Source organism: Undibacterium sp. YM2, assembly GCF_009937975.1.
Taxonomy (GTDB): domain Bacteria; phylum Pseudomonadota; class Gammaproteobacteria; order Burkholderiales; family Burkholderiaceae_D; genus Undibacterium.
Map to the genome: position 1 here is coordinate 59,511 of NZ_AP018441.1, position 18,592 is coordinate 78,102.

The window sequence follows — 18,592 nt, forward strand, 5'->3', positions numbered from 1 at the left end:
TATATTGAGCCGGGGTGGTAAACAATGCGCAAACAATGCTCCACATCCATAATTTTATGCAAATCCTGAAATAAAGCGGAAGAAATAAGCGGGAAGGGCTATTTTCTTGTTAAAGTCGCCATAAGCATGACTTATTAATATTTAGAAAATTGCAGACAGAAATGAGTTCCAGGGAATGAAAACACTCAAAGAGACCTTATGACGCTGAGACGCCAACTCCTTCTTGCCATATCCATCATCTTTTTTGCCGTGTTTCTTGGATTGCAAATCCTGTCTGTACTGACGATGCGGGACTATTTGCAGCAGCAACTGGCCTCGCATGCCCAGGATGCTGCCACCGCCTTGTCACGTCCGCTCGAAGAAGCACTGGCCAAGAATGACCAGACCCTGGCAAATATCCAGATATCGACCCTGTTTGACCGCGGTTATTATAAAAAAATCGTGGTCCTTGATCCCGCAGGCAAAGTGCTGCTGCACAAGGAACTGAGCGCGGGCAAGGACTATGTGCCAGCCTGGCTACCTGCCCTGTTTGATTTGCAAACCCCACCGGGTGAGGCTTTTATCTCTTCGGGCTGGCGTCAACTGGGCAAGGTGGTCGTCATCAGCCACCCGGCTTATGCTTACGATTACCTGTGGCGTTCGATGAGGGAAATGGCCTTGTGGATGTTTGCCATGTACCTGGTGGTCTGGGGCATGACTGTGGTCTTGCTGAGAATTATCCTGGGGCCGCTGGAAAAAATCGAAGAAGTCGCGATTGCCATACAGGCCAAGAATTTTCGCCGTATTGAAGTCGTGCCACAAACCCGCGAGCTGCAGCGTGTAGTGGTCGCCATGAATCACATGACAGAGCGCATATCGAGCCTGCTCGATGAAGAAATCGCCAGGGCAGAAAATTTCAGGCGCGAAGCTTTCATCGACAAAGTCAGTGGTCTCGAAAACCGTCATGGTTTTGACTTGCGCTTCAATCATCTGCTGTCAGAAGAAGGGCGCTTTGAAACTGCCGTTATCTTTGTGCTGGAGTTCGATGGTCTTAAAGAATACAACCATCAGCACGGCTATCAGCAAGGCGATATCCTGCTGGCCGATGTGGCGACGGTGGTCACGGAAGTCTTCAGCAAATATAGCAATATCCTGGGCCGCATAGGTGGCGCCTCGATGGCTGCGGTGTGTATCGATGTCGATCAAAAGACCATGCAGTTGCTGGTAGATGCATTGCAATACCGCCTTAACCAGGTATTGCTGCGCGCCTCGCGCCAGGTCAGCCTGGCTGCCGGTGCCCTGGTGTTTGGCCCGGCGCAAACGCGTGGTGACATTTTCTCCCGGGCTGACCTGGCGATAGAAGTCATGCGCCAGGCTGGTAATGGGCAGATCAGCCTGACCCTTATGGAAGACAGCGAAGCCGTCATCGCCGGTTCACATGGCTGGCGTACCCTGATCCACGATGCTCTGGCAGACCACCGCTGGGTTTTGTTTGCCCAGCCCGTCATGCGCCTGCAATTGCGCCAGCTTGTCCATCATGAAGTATTTTCGCGTTTGCTTGATACCCAGGGCAACCTGGTTCCGGCCAACCAGTTTTTACCCATGGCCCTGCGTCACCAGCTCATGCCCGAGATAGACCAGGCGGTAGTGACCCTGGTCATGGAAATGCTGCAAAAAAATCGCGGCACCTATAAAAATATCGCCATCAATGTGTCACTGCAATCGATGGAGAGCAAAGAGTTCTGTGAATGGTTGCAGGCGCGCCTCAAATATTCGCCAGAGCTGGCGGCCTTGCTGTCAGTGGAGATCAGTGAATTTGCCTGCGCCAGAGACCATGCCGTGACCAGGAAATTTGTCAGCGTCTTGCGTGATCTGGGTGTACGTTTTGGTGTCGATCATTTTGGCCTGGATCCGCATGCCCTGAACTTTATCCGCGAAGTGCCGCCAGACTATATCAAGCTAGATGGCGGCCTGGTGCAGGAAGTTGCCACGAATGACAATAGCCATGCCCACTTGCGCGCCATCGTCAAATTCGCGCAATCCCTGGGCATACCCCTGATAGCCCAGAATGTGGAAAGCGAAGCATCGCTGCAATTACTGATTGCAGATCAGGTCGAATGTGGACAGGGCTTTTATTTTGGCGCGCCAGAAAAGATAGTCATGGCTGAGGCAGGGTAAATGGAGAGTAACGTCAGGGCCTACTGAAACTGAAAGCCGCTCACATGCGTTTTTCTTTTTCCATTTTCTCTATCAACTCCTTCCACAGGCGCACAGTCGATGCGCCGCCCTTGCGGGTATTGCCGCTGGCCAGCCACAGGTCTTCATCATTAAAGCTATACACAGGAACCAGGTCACTGCGGGCTGAGCCCGGCTGTATCTCATCGACGAGATTGTCGAGTATCCAGGGCTCGGCGGCAGGCGTTGGATAGTAGGCCAGCACCATGTGCGTCTCACCTATGCGGGTCGCCCTGACATAGGTAATACGCAGGCGTTCAGCCGGTATACCCAGGTCTTTCAACGTCATGTACTTGGCAATCGCATAGTCTTCACAATCACCACCCCAGGATGCGATAAATTCTACCGGGGTCGCCCAATAATCATTGACGCCCCAGTGTTCCTGATCAGTGAAGTAGGGTACGCGGTTATAAAAATCATTCACCTGCCGCAAGACCGGCATTTCATAAAGCCCATCGACAGAGCGTGCTACATTTTTGGCAAAGTCCTTGCCTGCAGTGGCTTTGATCCTGTTGATGGCAATCTGCATTTGTGTCAGCCGACGCGGCCCTTCAGCGCCAAAGCGTTTGTGCACATGCTCAATCAGGCCTTGCGAAAAATCCACCAAACCAGATACCACTGCCGGGCTCATGAGGCCCAGCAGTAAAAACAGGCTGGCAGCGATTTTCGCATCCTTACTGCGCATGGGTGGTTGATCTGGTAAGCATGAACAAGAGCAACAGTGTAGCTGTTTCTAGTGCCGCAATACCCGGATTTGTGGCTTTAAAAATTGTCAGATGAAAATTGTTAGAATAGATCATCTCCCTCCTCAAGGAAAAGCCATGTCAGAAAGTCAGCAAAACTGGATAGATTTACGCAGTGACACCGTCACCCGCCCTGGTCCTGCCATGCGTGAACTCATGCACACCGCCGAACTCGGTGATGATGTGTATGGTGATGACCCCACCGTCAATCGCCTGCAAGACTATGCCGCCGACCTGTTTGGTTATGAAGCTGCCCTGTTCGCGCCATCCGGCACGCAAAGCAATTTGCTGACCCTGCTAGCGCATTGCGCCCGTGGTGATGAATATATCGTCGGGCAAGAGGCACACACCTATAAATACGAGGGCGGTGGTGCCGCCGTGCTGGGCAGCATACAACCACAACCCCTGACCAACCAGGCAGATGGCAGCATAGCCCTGGACGATATCGCCAATGCCATCAAGCCAGATGACTTTCACTTTGCCCGCAGCCGTTTGCTGGCACTGGAAAACACCATAGGCGGCAAGGTACTGCCACCTGCCTATATAAAAGCTGCCACCAGCCTCGCCCATGAGCGCGGCCTGGCCACCCATCTGGATGGCGCACGCATATGCAATGCCATCGTCAAGCTGGGCATCAGCCCCAGGCAGGCAGTGCTGGGATTTGACAGTGTTTCGGTCTGTTTGTCCAAGGGGCTGGGCGCACCTATAGGTTCTGTACTGTGTGGCAGTCATGACTTGATCGCTCAGGCCAAACGCTGGCGCAAGATGCTGGGTGGTGGCATGCGCCAGGCCGGTATGCTCGCTGCTGCCGGTCTGTATGCGCTGGAGCGTAATATTGCGCGTCTGGCAGAGGACCATGCCAATGCAGAACGTCTGGCGAATGGCTTGCGCCAGATCAGCGCCTTGCAAGTGCAAATGCCGCAAACCAATATCGTCTATGCCGACCTGCCCGCTACGGCCTGTGCCGGGCTGGCAGAACTCTTGCGCGAAAATGGCATCCTCGCCAGGGTCACCCCGCACATGCGCATGGTCACCCATCTCGATGTCTCGGCTGCCGATATCGATAAAGTACTGTCAGTATTCCAGACTTACTTCAGCAAACATCCCGGCGTATCGGCTATCTGACATCCTGCATGGGGCTGTACAGGATGATGCGGCTGACATGCAGGCTGGTCTGGTTTTCGCAGAGTCTTGCATGATCCACATAGGGCAGGTTACTTAGCCCCAGCCCGAGGTTGCTTTGCGGGTATTTAGCCTTGATGATGACATTGAACAGGCTCAGGCACTGGTGCAAATGACGCTGTCTTGCCTGTGAGAGATTTTCCAGGCTGAAGCTGACAGAGTTTCTCTCATGGGCCTGCCCCGGTTTCTGCTTTATCGATACCGGGAAAGAGACGCTGTTATTATTTGCGGCATTGGTGATGGTTTGCAGCCAGCTACGGGTAGCTGCGTCATACACAATACGGCAGCTCAGGATATCACCAGGTTTAACTGGCATGCTCGGCCCGCCAAAGCAGGTTTGCGCAGTTTTTTGTTCGCCGCCTGCATGCACATACTGACCACACACCCACCAACCCGCATGATGTCCTGTGCCAGGTGTGGGGCTATAGCTGAGTACTGCCTGCAAGCCGCCATCCATACTTGCTGGACTGGTATCCTGACCAGGCCGCAGGCAGGGCCACAGATACGCATGTGCCTGCTCACTGCTCAGAAAAGGGACTTGTAGCTGCGCCTGTACTGAAATCCAGTTATTCCCGGGTGCTGCGGTAATACTCAGTTTGCTGTCCGGTACCGCCGGTTTCTCAAAACAGTCGGCACCTGGCTCTGCATGCAGTGCAGGTGACCCTGAGAAAAAGACTGCATCGCCCGCATGCAAGACCTGATGGTGATACATGATGGCATAATGTTTGACGTAAAAGAAAAAACTGATGCGGTCATCTGCTGCCGCAAATGCCTTGGCTTCTGCCAGCGTCATGCATGACATGCGGCAGACTTCGAGATGATGGCTGTCTTCATCAAGTACTGCCATGCCGCCTATTCTTTGCCATTGCAGGCCGGGCTCTTCTGGCGCAAAAATAACCAGAGGATCAATTTCATCGGCAACGAGTAATTTTTTGTCTGTCATCATGTTCTATCCTGATTTTGTCAGATGCCTGCATTATTTTTATCGTGCTTCACCACATGGCACAGCTACCCTCAAGCTGTATTGCCATCACTTTTTCGGCGGTAAAAATTCGTTTTCATCCCTGCGATGGCAGGTGCTGACTTATCCGGTTTGCGTCTGTCAAAACCAGTCCTGGCACCAGAAAAAAGATTACGGAAACTCTCTACGGCAGCCTCCTCCTCAGCCTCGCTAGGCGTATGTTCGCCAAACAGATTGGCTTGCAACCTCAGCATGGGCGGCAGGCAATCCTGGAACAGCGCAAAGTCTGCAACAGGATCAAGTTTCAATAGCATCTCTGCATTCACGAATTGCTGTGCGGGCTTCATACGTGACTCCTGGAAGAATATAGGCATGGCTGGTTGCTCCGGATTATTTGCAAAACAGGGCGTGCTGCATCATCCCCAGGTCCAGCATGTCTTGCGCCGTCCTGCCGGGCTTGACGGCAGATTTGCGGGCCGGTGTGACTGGCGCAACTGGGCTTGCTGGCTGTGCTTCAGGCGCAGTGTCGTTTTTCTTTTCTGGTTTCAGGCTGACCGTGGTGGACCATGGTGTATCTTTTGATGCCCAGGTCGTGGCCCACAAGGCATAAGGCACTTCCAGCACTGAAGGTGCCGGTTCTGGCAAGGGGCGCAAACGCATATGGGTGGATGTGTGCACAGCCGCCGACCAGGCAGCATGCGGGTCCTGCGGGCGGGTCACTGGAAGCTGCGTCACCGTACCTATGCTGGACCAGCCCCAGCTAAGTCTGGCGCGTTCTACATTCTTTTGTATCAGTACACCGCGGGTTTCATTGTAATAAACATCGTCTGTCAGCAGGCGCATGGCAATATTGCGCGCCAGCCTGGCCTTCAGGGCCATTTTGCTGAGCAGCATGAATAACAGCAGATTAAGAGCAACTAACAAGATTTCAGTGGTAGGCATGATGTTCTCCTTCAGGTGGCAAGTACTTTCACTTGCGCAATGCATGCCTATTTGCAAACGCCGTGCCAGCATGCCTTCCCTAGGGAGAAGTCTGTTTTTTAGACCCAATTGACATGTAAAGCATACAAATTTACATTGGCGCTTTACACTGTCGCTTACATTCAAGCAAGAGCTACGCTGCAAACACAATGACCGATACCGACTACACCCTGACCTCACCCCTGGCTAAACTGGCCGACAATGCGTCTGCCCTGTTGGGCCTGACTATCATCTGGCATCCGGACAGCCAGCGCATCGGTGAACAGTTCATGGCCAGCAACCCTGACGGCCAGGTCGAGATCAACCGTTTCCTGCCGTTATTCCGTCATCCCGGCAAAGATGGCCTGCCGCTAGGCTATGGCGGCATCTCGCGTGACCCTGTGCGCATCAGCCGCGATGCCGGTGACAACATCCTCATCACACCACCTGCCAGCCGCATGGTAGTTGAGGTCAATGGAGCAGAGATCAGCGCACCCGTGGCACTCAGCCGTGAGCAGATAGAAGCAGGCGTCATCCTTGGCCTGGGCCGCGCCATTGTGATTTGCCTGCACTGGATGCGCTGCCTGCCCAAACACAATCCTGCATTGGGTTTCATAGGCGTAGGTAGCGCCGCCATCGTCGCCCGCGACCAGATACGCCAGGTCGCCGGGACTGAGTTACCCGTCTTGTTGCTGGGTGAAACCGGCACGGGCAAAGAAATTGCCGCCCGCGCCATCCACGCCTACAGCAAGCGCGCCAATGCAGAGCTGGTCAGTGTCAACATGGCCGCCCTGAATGAAGCCCTGGCCGCTGCCGATTTGTTCGGTGCCGTCAAAGGCGCCTACACAGGCGCACAAAACGCCCGCAAAGGCCTGTTTGCTGAGGCAGAAGGTGCAACTCTCTTCCTCGATGAAATAGGCAATACCCCTGCCAGCATACAACCCATGCTCTTGCGCGTGCTTGAGAACGGCGACTACCGCCCGCTAGGTGCCCAGCAAGACCAAAAGTCCAGCGCCCGTCTGATCGCCGCGACCGACCAGGATTTATATAGCGAAGGCTTCAACCAGGCTCTGTTGCGCCGCCTCGAAAGTTTCATCATCCACCTGCCACCGCTACGCGCCCGCCGTGAAGACATAGGCGTCTTGCTGCTGCACCTGCTCAGCAATAGCAAACTGCCCAACGACATAGGCACCAGTCTGCCGGTAGCATTGGTCAGTGAATTTGCCAATTACGACTGGCCAGGCAACATCCGCCAGTTGTCCCACGTCCTGCGCCGCGCTCTGCTTGCCCTGCAGCTCGGCGAGGTGCCACAACTCGCCAGCCTCGTCAAAACCACCCACCAGGCTCCATCCAGCGTGGCACAGGCCAACATAAGCACAGACAGCAAATTCCCTCAGCCAGCGACACCCCGCAAAAAATTGGCCGAACTCAGCGACGACGACGTCCTGCGAGCGATGGAAAACAACGACTGGTATATACAGGGTGCAGCACAAGAACTCGGCGTCTCACGCCCCTCAATGTACAAGCTGCTCGACAACCACAGCCAGATACGCCGCGCCGAACAGATACCCACAGAAGAAATTCGCCAGTCACTGGAAACCAGTGCTGGCGATGTAGAGGCTTGCGCCGCTTTATTGAAAACGCCTAGTGAGGCGTTGAGGCGGTATTTGAAGGTGGTGGGGATATTCTAGGACGTTATCCCAAGTTAAGATTCCCGTTGAATCAGATTCAACCACCGTGACCAGCTTCAACATCAACTTCAGGTCCGCCTGCGACGCTCAAGACTTCATTGTCGGTCAGAACGCACATTTCGAGTTCTTGGGCAGGCTGTTGCTGTTTGATTTCAATGTCAGATGCCTTCAGTTCGGTGTTTTTCATGGTCTTCCTTAAGTAGTTGGTTGTTTGCAAGAACAGCCTCGGATTTGACTAAGGCATGTTGTGCCATAGTTTGGATCTGATCAACCGCCACCCACTGAAATATCTACCTCAGGCCCGCCCGCCACGCTCAAGACTTCATTGTCGGTCAGGGCTCGCATTTCGAGTTCTTGGGCAGACTGATGCTGTTTGATTTCAATGTCAGATGTTTTCAGCTCGGTGTATTTCATAGTTTTCCTAAAGAGTGGTTAACGAGTTGCCTGTAATTTCTTTAGCTTGGATGTTAAAGTTCTTTACTAAAAAATATGAATATATTACCCGTTACCTGAACCAACATCGCACTCAGGCCCGCCTGCAACGCCTAGGACTTCCTCTTCGCTTAGCGTACGCATTTCGTGCTCTAGAACAGGCTGTTGCTGCTTGATTTCAACGTCAGATGTTTTCAGTTCAGTGTGTTTCATGGTTTTCCTTAAGTAGCTGGCTGTTTGCCAAAAAGGTCCCGGATTTGACTACGGCATGTTGTGCCATAGCTTGGATTTGATTAGCCGCCTGTGCCGGATTGAACGTCAATTTCAGGACCGCCAGCGATGTTTAGAATTTCATCATCTGTCAACACGCGGACTTCGGCTTGCTGTGTCGTTTGAGCATCCAAACTGTCCGATGCTGTTTCAGAAATTGTGATAGTAGTTTTTTTCATGCCTACTCCTTTTAAAAATATTCTTTTTTCATTCGCTTGATTGAGCTTGATTAACTGAACTTCATCTGCAGCCAATTATTTAGCTTCAGCCACCGCCCGCAGAGACATCTACTTCCGGTCCGCCAGCAACTATTCGAATTTCATCCTCTGTTAAAGAGCGTAGATCCTGTTCCTGATATTGTTTGGTTTGTGCACTGTCAGTGTCTGCCCTGTTTAATATCGAATCGTTGCGCTTCCTTTCAGTGATTTTCATAGCCACCCCTTTGAAGATCAGTTCCTGTTCCCACTTCAATTTCAGGCCCACCTGTTACTCTCAAAATTTCTTTTTGGGATAAAACACGCATTGTGTGCTCTATACATGATTGATGTGGATCATCAAGAGCGCATTTTGTTAATGGTAAAGATGTCGCAGTTTGAGTGATTTTCTTCACGAAACTTCCTCTCCATTGTTGATTTAATAGATGATGAATCAGTCTTGACCGGTTCCCACTTGAACTTCGGGGCCGCCAGTAACGCTCAATAATTCGCGGTCAGTAAGAACACGAATTTTTTCATCTTGAATTGGGTGATTTTGTGTGACGTAGTTGTCAGCCTTGTTAAGTGTTAAATTGTCGAGTGCTCTTTCAACGACTTTCATATTCATTCCTTTGAAGATCAGTGCCAGTTCCTACTTGAACTTCAGGTCCGCCAGCCACACTGAGTACTTCCGCATCTGACAGCATTCGCATCATGTTGCAGGGATGCTGATCCTGAAGATTTTCTGTAGCAATGCGTTTTGATTTGTTGAATTGCGAAAGCAATGTTTCGCCAGGGATATGATGCATTCTTCCTCCAGTATGTTGAGAGAATTCAGCTTGCAGATGCATAGCATGTGTAGAACACACGATGGTTTGCGTGGGGAAAGATATAGTCAAAAAATGTTAATTGCAAGAGCCTGAACAAAATTATTATTTGTCAGACTTTGCGGTATATTGTTAGTCTGACTTTGTTCTCTTTCTAACCTTATGAAACCTTACGCATGAGCAAGCTGTTCCGCAAAGAAGCGCTCGATCATCAGTCACAGCGTTATCATGGCGCGATCTTGTTGACACGCACCTGGTCTTATCCTGTGCTCAGTTTGTTCCTGTTCAGCCTGATTGTATTGATCGTTCTTTTTTCCCTGTTCTTTGGTTTTACCCGCAAAGAGACCGTCAGCGGCATGGTGGTGCCCGACCAGGGCTTATACCGGTTGGCGACACCACAGTCAGGCATTGTGTCCGTCATTCATGTCAAAGAAGGGCAAGAGGTGCAGGCTGGCGATGCCTTGTTCACTCTCTCTGGTGAACGCAATAATGGCCGCACAGATACCCAGGCTTCCATCAAGCAAAGCTTGCAGGCGCGCATTGCGCAATACCATCAAGAGCTGGATCAATTGCAGCAGCAAACAAAAAACAAGCGCATGGACATGGATGGCCGCCACGCCAAACTGCAAGCCAGTTTGCAACACCTGGAGAATGAACTGGTACTGCAACGCCGTCGTGTGCAACTGGTACGTGAAAACGCGAATCGCCTGGCAGATCTGGGCAAGACAGGTAATGTCTCCAAAGCGGCAATCAATGAAAAAGCAGCCGATGTCATAGAACAAGAATCACGTCTGGCCAGCATAGAGCTGGAGCAACTGGCCTTGCAGCGTGAAGTCGCCTCGCTGGCCGCCAGCAGGCTAGACCTGCCTTTACAGGCCGAGCGCGATGCCTCACAACTCAAACGCAATATTGAAGAACTGCGGCAACAAGTCACAGAGAGTGAATCCAGACGGCAACTGGTAATACGGGCAGACCAGGCGGGCCGGGTTGCAGGCATCGTCGTTAATCGCGGGCAATCTGTGTTCGCGGACCAGCGTCTGGCTAATCTTTTGCCCGCAGGCAGCAAGCTGGAAGTGGAATTATATGCGCCCACCCGCGCTGCCGGTTTTGTCCACCCCGGTACTGAGGTCATGCTGCGTTACGATGCTTTCCCTTACCAAAAGTTTGGGCAGTTTCGTGGTGTCGTCAAAGAAATCTCCGTAGCCACCATCGCTCTCGATGACGTGCAGGTAGGCATCAATAATTCCGTGCGCCAGGTCGCTTCCACAGGCGGTGGCGAACCTGTATATCGCTTGCGTGTCGAGCTCGACAGTGCACAGGTCAAGGCATTTGGCCGCAACTATCAACTCAAACCCGGCATGCAACTGGCGGCAACGCTAGTGCTGGAACACCGCACCCTGGCGCAATGGGTGCTCGAGCCTTTGTATGGCATGGCCAGTCAGTTATGAAAACAGAGCAGGTGCAGAACTGTTTAACAAAGAAAGTGTTTGAATGGATAGATTAGGATTACGTCGCCAGCTCCCCGTATTTTTACAGACAGAGGCCACAGAATGCGGCCTCTGTAGCGTTGCCATGGTGGCCAATTATCACGGTTACCTGACTGATCTGGCGACGCTCAGGCTGCGCTTTTCTATCTCACGCAAGGGCGCAACCCTGCAAAGCCTGATCAGGATAGCCCGCGGCTTGAAGCTGGAAAGCCGCCCGCTCAAGCTGGAAATGAACCATCTGTCGCAACTGCAATTACCTTGCATCCTGCATTGGGACATGGACCATTTTGTGGTGCTCAAGTCCGTATCAGCAAAAGAAGTGGTGATCCATGACCCGGCCATAGGCTTGCGCCGCTTTAGCCTGGATGAATTTTCCAAGCACTTTACTGGTGTGGCACTTGAGCTTAGTCCTGCCAGCGACTTTACACCTGCCACTAATAAACTGCAATTTACCCTGCGCAGCCTCATGGGGCGCATCACGGGTTTAAAGCGTGGCCTGAGTCAGATTTTCTTGCTGGCACTGGCGCTGGAATTTGTCTCTATTGCCTTACCCTTTTATTTGCAATGGGTAGTCGATCATGCTCTTGTTTCCATAGACCGTGATTTGCTAAGCACCCTGGCGCTGGGTTTTGGTTTGCTGGTATTGATACAGGCAGCAATCAGCGCTGTGCGCAGCTGGTTTGTGGTGGCGCTCAGTACCCGGCTCAATTTCCAATGGATGAGCAATGTGTTTGCGCATCTGGTCAAACTGCCGTTGGAGTTTTTTGAAAAAAGACATATCGGCAATATTCTTTCGCGCTTTGGTTCTATCACCACCATACAAAAAACATTGACGACAGGCTTTGTGCAAGCACTGGTCGATGGTGTCATGGTCATAGGTACTTTCAGCATGATGCTGTTTTACAGCCGCAGCTTGGCTTTGGTGGCAACGGTTGCAGTTGTGCTGTATGCCCTGATGCGCTGGAGTGTGTACACCGCCTTACGCACAGCCACGGCCGAGCAGATTATTCACGCTGCCAAGCAGACCACGCATTTTCTGGAGACCGCCAGCGGTATACAAAGCGTGCGCCTGTTTGGCAAAGGTGAACAAAGACGTGCTGGCTGGCTCAATATTCTGGCAGAACAATTCAATGCAGACCTGCGCATACAGCGCATACGTGTCAGTTACGAAACCGCACAAACCCTGTTGTTTGGTCTGGAGAGAGTCATCATCGTCTGGCTGGCGTCCCGTGCTGTCATGGATAATACTTTTACTGTGGGCATGTTGCTGGCCTTTATCGCCTACCGTGACCAGTTCTCTGCCCGTCTGGCTGCCCTGATAGACAAGGTCATAGAATTCATGATGCTGAGCCTGCATGGTGAAAGAGTCGCCGACATCGTCATGGCAGAAACTGAACTGACTACGCAAGATCATGATCACGAACTCGATGTGAGCAAGATCAAACCCAGCATACAACTACGCGATGTGTCTTTTCGCTATTCACCGACTGAACCTAATGTGATCGAAAACATCAATCTCAGCGTAGCGGCGGGTGAATGCATTGCCATTACTGGTGTATCCGGCTGCGGCAAGACTACGCTGGTCAAGGTTATGCTGGGCTTGCTCACTCCCACGCAAGGCGAAGTCTTGCTGGATGGCGTACCCATCAAACGCCTGGGCTTAAGCAATTACCGCGACATGATAGGCACCGTCATGCAGGAAGACCGCATGTTCTCCGGCTCTATCGCAGACAATATCTGTTTCTTTGACCCGCTGCCAGACTGGGAACGCATACGTCACTGCGCACAACTGGCGGCAGTGCATGATGAAATCACTGCCATGCCCATGGGCTATTACACCATCACCGGCGACAGCGGCATAGGCATCAGTGGTGGACAAAAACAAAGAATACTACTGGCCCGCGCCCTATACCGCCAGCCCCGCATACTTGTGCTGGACGAAGCAACCAGCCAGCTTGATGTAGCAAACGAACGCAGTGTGAATGCAACAGTGACTGAATTGGGCCTGACCCGCATTATCGTCGCGCACAGGCCAGAGACAATAGCGATGGCGGACAGGGTCGTAGTGATCAAGGCTGGGCGGCTGGTGGATGAGTTGCTTAAAGATGGTTCAAGTGAGCAAACGAAAGTTAGCGCTCATTAGTCAATAAAAGAAAAACATAGCCAAAGCAAGTTTGGCTATGTTTTGGCATTGCGATGTGGAGCCGATGATTTAAGAGAAAAAGATGTTTATTTCGATAATTTCATCTCTTTCTTTATCTAGATTTTTCAGCCGCCATTTCCCGTTTCAATATCAACTTCTGGTCCACCTGCAACTGCAAGAATTTCTTCAGTTGTCAACGTACACAGCTTCGATTCACATGGTGCTGTCTGTTCGTTATTTGCAGGCTCCACAATGAGGGATATTTTTGTTGTGTTAGTGTGTTTCATTTTTTCTCTTCCAAGTTGAATAAATTTAAAAAAATAGCTCTTCAATATAAGCGTATGCGGCAAAGAGCTGCTTGCAGCATCGCTTAATTTACTAGCCGCGAATTTAATTGGCAAAAATCTAGCCGCCACCGCCACCCGCTTCAACATCAACCTCTGGACCGCCTGCAACTACGAGAATTTCTTCGCTTGTTAATGCACGCATGCATTTCTGTTCCAGCGTCGCAGAATTATCGATCAATGGTGGTGATACTTGAGTCACTTTTGATTTGACTAGGTTTTCCATATAAATCCTTTTGAATTGAAATTTTTCTTGTTAGAACTCTGCTTGTCACACATTTTTGTATTTATAAGTTCCGCAAATATATAAAGCAGGAATTAAATTAACCACCACCACGTGTTTCAATATCCACCTCAGGATCAGGTAGATAGAAAAATTCTGAGCTTACAACATTCCCATTTGAATCTTTAAAATCTGCTGAAAATGAGATTGTAAATCCCCAAAATCCGATACTGTCTTTAGTCAGGGTTATTGTTACGCCATCAACTGGACATGCGGTAGCTGTAGTTCCGACAACGTTAGGTTCGCCATTGGGTTGTGTACCTTTGCAGATTGCAATAAAGGCGCTAGCTGTTACCGAGACGGTGTCTCCAGGATTGGTTGGTGTACCTGAAAAAGCAAAGGTTACAGTATCGTCCACATTGAGGTAGCGATGACCTGTTTGAGTATTTATAGGAAGAGGAGGGGTAAATCTTCCTGTTGCCGATACAGTAGCTCGGCTTTGTGGGTCACCCTGATTAAAGTATGTTGTGAATGTATAATTTACTGGTGGGGCTGGATCACTCATATTCAATCTTTCAATTGGTTGAACTAGTCAAATAAGCATGTGTACTCATGCTCGCCGTTTCAATAATCCCTTATTTCAGATCATAGAATTCTTAATACAGCAGCTAATATGCAATAACTGTTCCAGATCATTTTTTTTCATGGTCAACGAGTTTTATATAGCGCTGATCACGCCTTAAACTGAGTAAGTCAGGCTCACTCTCTATAGTTTTTATTGGGAGTTGGTATTTGATAGCCATTCCCAATTCATTGATTGCTTCATCTCGTTTGCCAAGCAATTCGTGAGCTAATCCAAGACGAAAATGGACATTGCGGTTTTCAGGGTCTAGTTCAAGAGCTTGGTACAAATACTTCATTCCTGTTTGCATATCACCTATACGTATGGAATACAGGCCAAAGCGAGAAATCATCGTTGCATCAGCCTTTTTCGGAATTGTTGGTAAACGCTGAGAAAGAAGTTCGCGCGCCCGTTCATATGCTTTTTTTGCTTTTTCTTCTTGACCAGGTATCCAACGTAAAGTATCGCCCCAGTTTGCCCAGCCGTCATACCTCGCTGGACTGCCTTTATCCGGCGAAATAGCTGCTTCAAATGCTTCCGCTGCCTTAACGTATTCGCCATCGTTAAACAGTATCTGGCCCATGTTTGAATATAATAAAGCATCTGGTCGTATTAATAACCCCTGCTGTAGAATCTGTTTGGCTTCTGTTTCTCGATTTTGCCTGACCAATATATTGCTCAGATTCGCGTATGCGGCTACAGAGTCGGGTTGTATTTTTATGCTTATGCGGAAAAATTTTTCTGCTTCTGTATATTTGCTCAACTCAGCATAAACTGCACCAAGTTCTTCTGCAAACATACGTTCATAGGGAAATTTCTCTAGTCCCGCGGCGGCAATTTTTATAGCTTCGTCATAGCGTTTTAGTTTTCTTAAAACGGTGACTAACCCAAATGTAGCAAAAATATTATCAGGATCTAGGGCTAAAGCCTGTTCATACGAATTTTGTGCCAAATCATTCTTACCCATTTGCGATCTTACACGTGCAAGAGCGATGTGACTGAGTGCTAATTTGTCGTTCAATTTTAAAGCCTGCTGTGCGCTTGCGTCGGCTTTCTGAAGCAGAACTGAATCCTGTCTGTCGCTATCGTAGCGAAACGTATAAATTATAGAAAGACCAGCAACCGCGCCAGCATGATCGGGATTGCGCTTTAAAATTGTTTCAAAACTTGCTTGTGCCTTATTTAGGCTACTTGGTATGTCATATTGCCTTAATGCTTCTAATCCTTGTTTCATAGTCAACGACTCTGAAAACGGCTTCAACGACATCTTGTCCATTTCAAGATAAGGCACAGCTTGCCAAGCCCCATAGCCCAACGCGACGATGATGGCGCTGACGATAGCAAAGCGTTTCGGCTTGCTCAGCGCCTTCCAGCCATTGCCTGAAATGCTGTTTACATCCACAGCACCACCCGCTGCCACTAGTACAGGCACACTCACCAACCCACGCAATTGCTCATGCACCTGCTGCATGTTGTTCAGGCGTTTCTCAGTTTGCCGCGCCGTCATCGCCAGCACCAGCTTGATCAACTCTGGTTTGCATCCTGCCGGGAATTCCCAAGTGTCAGAATTCGATTGCATCAGGGCGGCGGCCAGGGCCAGGCCGCTTGCGTTGGCGAAGGGGCGTTGGCCGGTCAGGGTTTCGTAGAGGATGACGCCGAGGGCGTAGATGTCGCTCTGGGCGCTGGCCGGGCTGCCCATCATGCGTTCCGGGGCCATGTAGGCTATCGTGCCTTGCGGGTCGAGCTGGCTCATGGATGTGGTGGCTTGTGCATCGGTTTTTGATGCGAGGCCAAAGTCGAGTATGCGGACTTTGCCGTCGGGTTCGACCATGAGGTTCGACGGTTTCAGGTCGCCATGGATGAGGCCGCTGGCGTGGGCCTCTTGCATGGCTTCAGCGACCTGGCTGATGATGTTGATGGCTTGCTGTTCTGGCAGCGGCTGCTGCGGATTTTGTTGCAGCAATTGCTTGAGGGTCAGGCCGGGCACCAGTTCCATGACGATGGAATGGCTATTGTCCTCATCTTCAATGGCAAAAATCTTGACGAAGGCAGGGTGCTTGAGGGATGCGGCCAGGCGGGCTTCCTTGAGCAGGCTGCTGGTCTGGATTGCACTTCCTGCGCCCTCTGTGGCTTTGAGCTGTTTGATGGCGACAGGGCGGCAGAGTTTGCTGTCCCAGGCTTCATGGACTTGCCCAAAGCCGCCTTCACCCAGACGCTTTTTGAATTCGTAATGTCTGAGGCTGACGCTTACTTCCTCTACTCCAGTATTGTCGTTGCTAGCCAGATTGGTATTTTGCATGGGTTTCTTGCATGGTTATTATTTTTTGCCGCAATTGTTCGATGTGCAGCTATCTATCCATGCAAGATAGTTGCTAGTCGTAACAAGATGTAACGGCAATAATATAGCGAACTTTATTACAAAACTGTGTACTCACAGTGACAAGCCAATCTATTTTATATGTAAATGACATGTTAATTGACAGTAATTTACATGTAAAAACCCCGCTTGCACAGTCTCTACGGGGCGGGAACGGTGGGGTGGAAACTAAATAGTTTGCTCTGGTTTGATGATGCTGACTTGCCCTTTGAGCATTTCTATCAATTCAGCTTCAAAGCTGGCAGCAAGTTTTTGTTTGAGGCTGATGCTGATGGTGGCTGATTCGGTATAGGCCAGCCCGGTGACGCTGGCGGTGAATTTGTCGCACAGGCGGCGTACGTGGGATTCGTCGGCATAGGCGCAGAGAATGTCCCATTCAAGCATGTATTCAACTTCTGTCAGTTCTGCGAGCTTGAAGGCGTCGGAGATGGCCTGGCCATAAGCGCGGGTCAGGCCGCCTGCACCGAGCTTGATGCCGCCCCAGTAGCGCACGACAACGGCCAGTACATTGGTCACGTCTTTGTGCACCAGCACGTTGTACATGGGCTTGGCGGCGGTGCCAGACGGTTCGCCATCATCATCCAGGCCAGAGTCGCCGCTGCAGATCAGCGCCCAGCAGACATGCACGGCATCCGGGTGTTGTGCCCGTATCTGCGCCAGTTGCTGGCGAGCATCGGCGCGGCTGTTCATTGGGTAGAGCTGGCCCAGAAAACGGCTTTTCTTGATTTCAATTTCGGCAAAAGCAGGGGCGGCGAGCTGGTACATGGGGTGCTGGATGGGGGAAAGTCGCTATTTTGGCGGCTAATTGGGTTTGGGTATACATAAAATGCTTAATGTAGCTTTGCGAAGTAGCCGGAGTATTTATCTTCCCTTCAAGGGAAGGGCCAGGGTAGGGATGGGTTTCGGTTGATTGGCCACTTCTCCAGTTATTACAGAAACCCATCCCCATCCCAACCTTCCCCTTGAAGGGGAAGGAGTCGAAATCTCTTCACGCTGCGCTGCCTGCCGGCAGATAAGGGATGTATATGCTGGGCTTGGCATTTGTTTTGCAGATGTTTTTGCAACTTCTGAGCTATATCAAGTAGCTTGATACGCTTGCGCTTTATCTTTGGCATTTGAATACCCGCAGGAGCCAGAACATGCCGTCCACCCCAGATACCGCCTTGAAGCAGGCAGGCAGCCGCGCTCTGCGCCTGATGGATCTGACCAGCCTGAATGAGGACGACACCAGGGAAAAGATCACCGCCTTGTGCAATGCTGCCAGCAGTGAGCAGGGGCAGGTGGCGGCTTTATGTATTTACCCGCGCTTTATCCCGCATGCAAAAAAGATGCTGCGTGAATTTGGCACGCCAGCGATCAAACTGGCGACGGTGGTTAATTTTCCGCATGGTGAGGCCGACGTGGATGTTGCCGTGGCCGAGACCAGGGCGGCGATTGCCTATGGTGCAGACGAGGTCGATCTGGTTTTCCCTTATGCCGCGCTGATGGCGGGTGACACCAGTACCGGGGCAGAGATGGTCAGGGCTTGCAAGGCTGCTTGTGGCGACAAGGTCTTGAAGGTCATCATCGAGAGTGGTGAACTGAAGACGGATGCCTTTATCCGCGCCGCCAGCCTGATAGCCATCACGGCAGGGGCAGACTTTATCAAGACTTCTACCGGCAAGGTGGCAGTGAATGCCACGCTGGCAGCGGCAGAAACCATGCTGACCGTGATCAAGGAAACCGGGGGACTATGTGGCTTCAAGGCCGCAGGCGGGGTAAGGACAGTGGAGGAGGCTGCAGCCTATCTGGCGCTGGCGGATAACATCCTGGGCCAGGACTGGGTGAACCCTGCGCATTTTCGCTTTGGTGCTTCCAGCCTCTTGGGCAATTTGCAGGCTTGTCTGCGCGATGTACCGCCCCAAATCAAGTCGGGATACTGA

The 18,592-nt window shown here is 51.1% G+C and carries 23 protein-coding genes; 6 read left to right on the forward strand and 17 right to left on the reverse strand.

What is annotated here, in order from left to right; all coding sequences use genetic code 11:
* The first annotated feature begins 198 nt into the window (after positions 1-198).
* Entirely contained in the window at positions 199-2,157 is a 1,959-nt protein-coding gene (locus UNDYM_RS00285; protein WP_162039220.1) for an EAL domain-containing protein, read from the forward strand.
* 40 nt (positions 2,158-2,197) lie between these two features.
* Here UNDYM_RS00285 and UNDYM_RS00290 read toward each other — a convergent pair whose 3' ends face one another.
* The gene (locus UNDYM_RS00290; protein ID WP_197740962.1) at positions 2,198-2,899 is read right to left on the reverse strand and encodes a transglutaminase-like cysteine peptidase; all 702 of its coding nucleotides are present in this window, start codon (positions 2,897-2,899) and stop codon (positions 2,198-2,200) included.
* Positions 2,900-3,035: 136 nt separating this feature from the next.
* Between UNDYM_RS00290 and ltaE the strand changes: the two genes are divergently transcribed.
* Complete coding sequence (ltaE, locus tag UNDYM_RS00295; RefSeq protein ID WP_162039221.1) at positions 3,036-4,082, forward strand: low-specificity L-threonine aldolase; 1,047 nt, start codon at positions 3,036-3,038, stop codon at positions 4,080-4,082.
* On the opposite strand, the gene UNDYM_RS00300 is transcribed toward ltaE, so the two are convergent.
* The 3 genes from UNDYM_RS00300 to UNDYM_RS00310 all read right to left on the reverse strand — a co-directional run bounded on the left by UNDYM_RS00300 (position 4,075) and on the right by UNDYM_RS00310 (position 6,042).
* Entirely contained in the window at positions 4,075-5,085 is a 1,011-nt protein-coding gene (locus UNDYM_RS00300) for a hypothetical protein (RefSeq protein WP_162039222.1), read from the reverse strand. The genes ltaE and UNDYM_RS00300 overlap by 8 nt on opposite strands.
* 68 nt (positions 5,086-5,153) lie before the next feature.
* Positions 5,154-5,447 (reverse strand): hypothetical protein, encoded by a 294-nt coding sequence (locus UNDYM_RS00305; protein WP_162039223.1) that lies wholly within the window; start codon positions 5,445-5,447, stop codon positions 5,154-5,156.
* Positions 5,448-5,490: 43 nt separating this feature from the next.
* Positions 5,491-6,042: a hypothetical protein gene (locus tag UNDYM_RS00310; protein WP_162039224.1), complete on the reverse strand. Its 552-nt coding sequence runs from the start codon at positions 6,040-6,042 to the stop codon at positions 5,491-5,493.
* A 188-nt stretch (positions 6,043-6,230) separates the two neighbouring features.
* Here UNDYM_RS00310 and UNDYM_RS00315 point away from each other — a divergent pair, with 188 nt between their 5' ends.
* Positions 6,231-7,751, forward strand: coding sequence for a sigma-54 dependent transcriptional regulator (locus UNDYM_RS00315; RefSeq protein WP_162039225.1), 1,521 nt, complete (start codon positions 6,231-6,233; stop codon positions 7,749-7,751).
* A 37-nt stretch (positions 7,752-7,788) separates the two neighbouring features.
* Here the strand turns inward: UNDYM_RS00315 and UNDYM_RS00320 are convergent, their stop codons facing one another.
* The 8 genes from UNDYM_RS00320 to UNDYM_RS00355 form a co-directional block, all read right to left on the reverse strand.
* Positions 7,789-7,938, reverse strand: coding sequence for a hypothetical protein (locus UNDYM_RS00320; RefSeq protein ID WP_162039226.1), 150 nt, complete (start codon positions 7,936-7,938; stop codon positions 7,789-7,791).
* 80 nt (positions 7,939-8,018) lie between these two features.
* Positions 8,019-8,165, reverse strand: a complete 147-nt coding sequence (locus UNDYM_RS00325; protein ID WP_162039227.1) for a hypothetical protein — start codon at positions 8,163-8,165, stop codon at positions 8,019-8,021.
* Positions 8,166-8,249: 84 nt separating this feature from the next.
* Entirely contained in the window at positions 8,250-8,396 is a 147-nt protein-coding gene (locus UNDYM_RS00330; RefSeq protein WP_162039228.1) for a hypothetical protein, read from the reverse strand.
* Positions 8,397-8,476: 80 nt separating this feature from the next.
* Positions 8,477-8,707, reverse strand: a complete 231-nt coding sequence (locus tag UNDYM_RS00335; protein ID WP_162039229.1) for a hypothetical protein — start codon at positions 8,705-8,707, stop codon at positions 8,477-8,479.
* A gap of 10 nt (positions 8,708-8,717) precedes the next feature.
* The gene (locus UNDYM_RS00340) at positions 8,718-8,885 is read right to left on the reverse strand and encodes a hypothetical protein (protein ID WP_162039230.1); all 168 of its coding nucleotides are present in this window, start codon (positions 8,883-8,885) and stop codon (positions 8,718-8,720) included.
* Positions 8,872-9,063 (reverse strand): hypothetical protein, encoded by a 192-nt coding sequence (locus UNDYM_RS00345; protein WP_162039231.1) that lies wholly within the window; start codon positions 9,061-9,063, stop codon positions 8,872-8,874. Before UNDYM_RS00345 ends, UNDYM_RS00340 begins: the two co-directional genes overlap by 14 nt.
* 38 nt (positions 9,064-9,101) lie before the next feature.
* Positions 9,102-9,269 carry a hypothetical protein gene (locus UNDYM_RS00350; RefSeq protein ID WP_162039232.1) on the reverse strand — a complete coding sequence of 56 codons (168 nt, stop codon included), beginning with the start codon at positions 9,267-9,269 and terminating at the stop codon, positions 9,102-9,104.
* Positions 9,256-9,456 (reverse strand): hypothetical protein, encoded by a 201-nt coding sequence (locus UNDYM_RS00355; protein WP_162039233.1) that lies wholly within the window; start codon positions 9,454-9,456, stop codon positions 9,256-9,258. The genes UNDYM_RS00350 and UNDYM_RS00355 overlap by 14 nt, the downstream gene beginning before the upstream one ends.
* Before the next feature lie 194 nt (positions 9,457-9,650).
* On the opposite strand from UNDYM_RS00355, the gene UNDYM_RS00360 reads away from it, so the two are divergent.
* Positions 9,651-10,922, forward strand: a complete 1,272-nt coding sequence (locus UNDYM_RS00360; protein ID WP_162039234.1) for an HlyD family secretion protein — start codon at positions 9,651-9,653, stop codon at positions 10,920-10,922.
* A 43-nt stretch (positions 10,923-10,965) separates the two neighbouring features.
* Positions 10,966-13,104, forward strand: a complete 2,139-nt coding sequence (locus UNDYM_RS00365; protein ID WP_162039235.1) for a peptidase domain-containing ABC transporter — start codon at positions 10,966-10,968, stop codon at positions 13,102-13,104.
* A 125-nt stretch (positions 13,105-13,229) separates the two neighbouring features.
* Here UNDYM_RS00365 and UNDYM_RS00370 read toward each other — a convergent pair whose 3' ends face one another.
* The 5 genes from UNDYM_RS00370 to UNDYM_RS00390 all read right to left on the reverse strand — a co-directional run bounded on the left by UNDYM_RS00370 (position 13,230) and on the right by UNDYM_RS00390 (position 17,435).
* A complete protein-coding gene (locus UNDYM_RS00370) occupies positions 13,230-13,538 on the reverse strand; it encodes a hypothetical protein (RefSeq protein WP_162039236.1) in 309 nt (102 codons plus the stop codon).
* Complete coding sequence (locus UNDYM_RS00375; protein ID WP_162039237.1) at positions 13,510-13,674, reverse strand: hypothetical protein; 165 nt, start codon at positions 13,672-13,674, stop codon at positions 13,510-13,512. Before UNDYM_RS00375 ends, UNDYM_RS00370 begins: the two co-directional genes overlap by 29 nt.
* Positions 13,675-13,771: 97 nt before the next feature.
* Complete coding sequence (locus UNDYM_RS00380) at positions 13,772-14,236, reverse strand: hypothetical protein (protein ID WP_162039238.1); 465 nt, start codon at positions 14,234-14,236, stop codon at positions 13,772-13,774.
* Between the two features lie 127 nt (positions 14,237-14,363).
* Positions 14,364-16,592 (reverse strand): serine/threonine-protein kinase, encoded by a 2,229-nt coding sequence (locus UNDYM_RS00385; protein ID WP_162039239.1) that lies wholly within the window; start codon positions 16,590-16,592, stop codon positions 14,364-14,366.
* A 246-nt stretch (positions 16,593-16,838) separates the two neighbouring features.
* Complete coding sequence (locus UNDYM_RS00390; protein ID WP_162039240.1) at positions 16,839-17,435, reverse strand: YigZ family protein; 597 nt, start codon at positions 17,433-17,435, stop codon at positions 16,839-16,841.
* A gap of 374 nt (positions 17,436-17,809) precedes the next feature.
* On the opposite strand from UNDYM_RS00390, the gene deoC reads away from it, so the two are divergent.
* Entirely contained in the window at positions 17,810-18,592 is a 783-nt protein-coding gene (deoC, locus tag UNDYM_RS00395; protein ID WP_162039241.1) for a deoxyribose-phosphate aldolase, read from the forward strand.

Bases quoted from the DNA above. Each gene is read 5' to 3' on its own strand.
- UNDYM_RS00340 (WP_162039230.1), bottom strand. From the start codon at position 8,885: ATGAAAATCACTGAAAGGAAGCGCAACGATTCGATATTAAACAGGGCA.
- ltaE (WP_162039221.1), top strand. From the start codon at position 3,036: ATGTCAGAAAGTCAGCAAAACTGGATAGATTTACGCAGTGACACCGTC.
- UNDYM_RS00330 (WP_162039228.1), bottom strand. From the start codon at position 8,396: ATGAAACACACTGAACTGAAAACATCTGACGTTGAAATCAAGCAGCAA.
- UNDYM_RS00310 (WP_162039224.1), bottom strand. From the start codon at position 6,042: ATGCCTACCACTGAAATCTTGTTAGTTGCTCTTAATCTGCTGTTATTC.
- UNDYM_RS00325 (WP_162039227.1), bottom strand. From the start codon at position 8,165: ATGAAATACACCGAGCTGAAAACATCTGACATTGAAATCAAACAGCAT.
- UNDYM_RS00300 (WP_162039222.1), bottom strand. From the start codon at position 5,085: ATGATGACAGACAAAAAATTACTCGTTGCCGATGAAATTGATCCTCTG.
- UNDYM_RS00385 (WP_162039239.1), bottom strand. From the start codon at position 16,592: ATGCAAAATACCAATCTGGCTAGCAACGACAATACTGGAGTAGAGGAA.
- UNDYM_RS00360 (WP_162039234.1), top strand. From the start codon at position 9,651: ATGAGCAAGCTGTTCCGCAAAGAAGCGCTCGATCATCAGTCACAGCGT.
- UNDYM_RS00355 (WP_162039233.1), bottom strand. From the start codon at position 9,456: ATGCATCATATCCCTGGCGAAACATTGCTTTCGCAATTCAACAAATCA.
- UNDYM_RS00365 (WP_162039235.1), top strand. From the start codon at position 10,966: ATGGATAGATTAGGATTACGTCGCCAGCTCCCCGTATTTTTACAGACA.
- UNDYM_RS00315 (WP_162039225.1), top strand. From the start codon at position 6,231: ATGACCGATACCGACTACACCCTGACCTCACCCCTGGCTAAACTGGCC.
- UNDYM_RS00285 (WP_162039220.1), top strand. From the start codon at position 199: ATGACGCTGAGACGCCAACTCCTTCTTGCCATATCCATCATCTTTTTT.
- UNDYM_RS00320 (WP_162039226.1), bottom strand. From the start codon at position 7,938: ATGAAAAACACCGAACTGAAGGCATCTGACATTGAAATCAAACAGCAA.
- UNDYM_RS00390 (WP_162039240.1), bottom strand. From the start codon at position 17,435: ATGTACCAGCTCGCCGCCCCTGCTTTTGCCGAAATTGAAATCAAGAAA.
- UNDYM_RS00305 (WP_162039223.1), bottom strand. From the start codon at position 5,447: ATGAAGCCCGCACAGCAATTCGTGAATGCAGAGATGCTATTGAAACTT.
- UNDYM_RS00350 (WP_162039232.1), bottom strand. From the start codon at position 9,269: ATGAAAGTCGTTGAAAGAGCACTCGACAATTTAACACTTAACAAGGCT.
- deoC (WP_162039241.1), top strand. From the start codon at position 17,810: ATGCCGTCCACCCCAGATACCGCCTTGAAGCAGGCAGGCAGCCGCGCT.
- UNDYM_RS00380 (WP_162039238.1), bottom strand. From the start codon at position 14,236: ATGAGTGATCCAGCCCCACCAGTAAATTATACATTCACAACATACTTT.
- UNDYM_RS00370 (WP_162039236.1), bottom strand. From the start codon at position 13,538: ATGTTGAAGCGGGTGGCGGTGGCGGCTAGATTTTTGCCAATTAAATTC.
- UNDYM_RS00290 (WP_197740962.1), bottom strand. From the start codon at position 2,899: ATGCGCAGTAAGGATGCGAAAATCGCTGCCAGCCTGTTTTTACTGCTG.
- UNDYM_RS00375 (WP_162039237.1), bottom strand. From the start codon at position 13,674: ATGGAAAACCTAGTCAAATCAAAAGTGACTCAAGTATCACCACCATTG.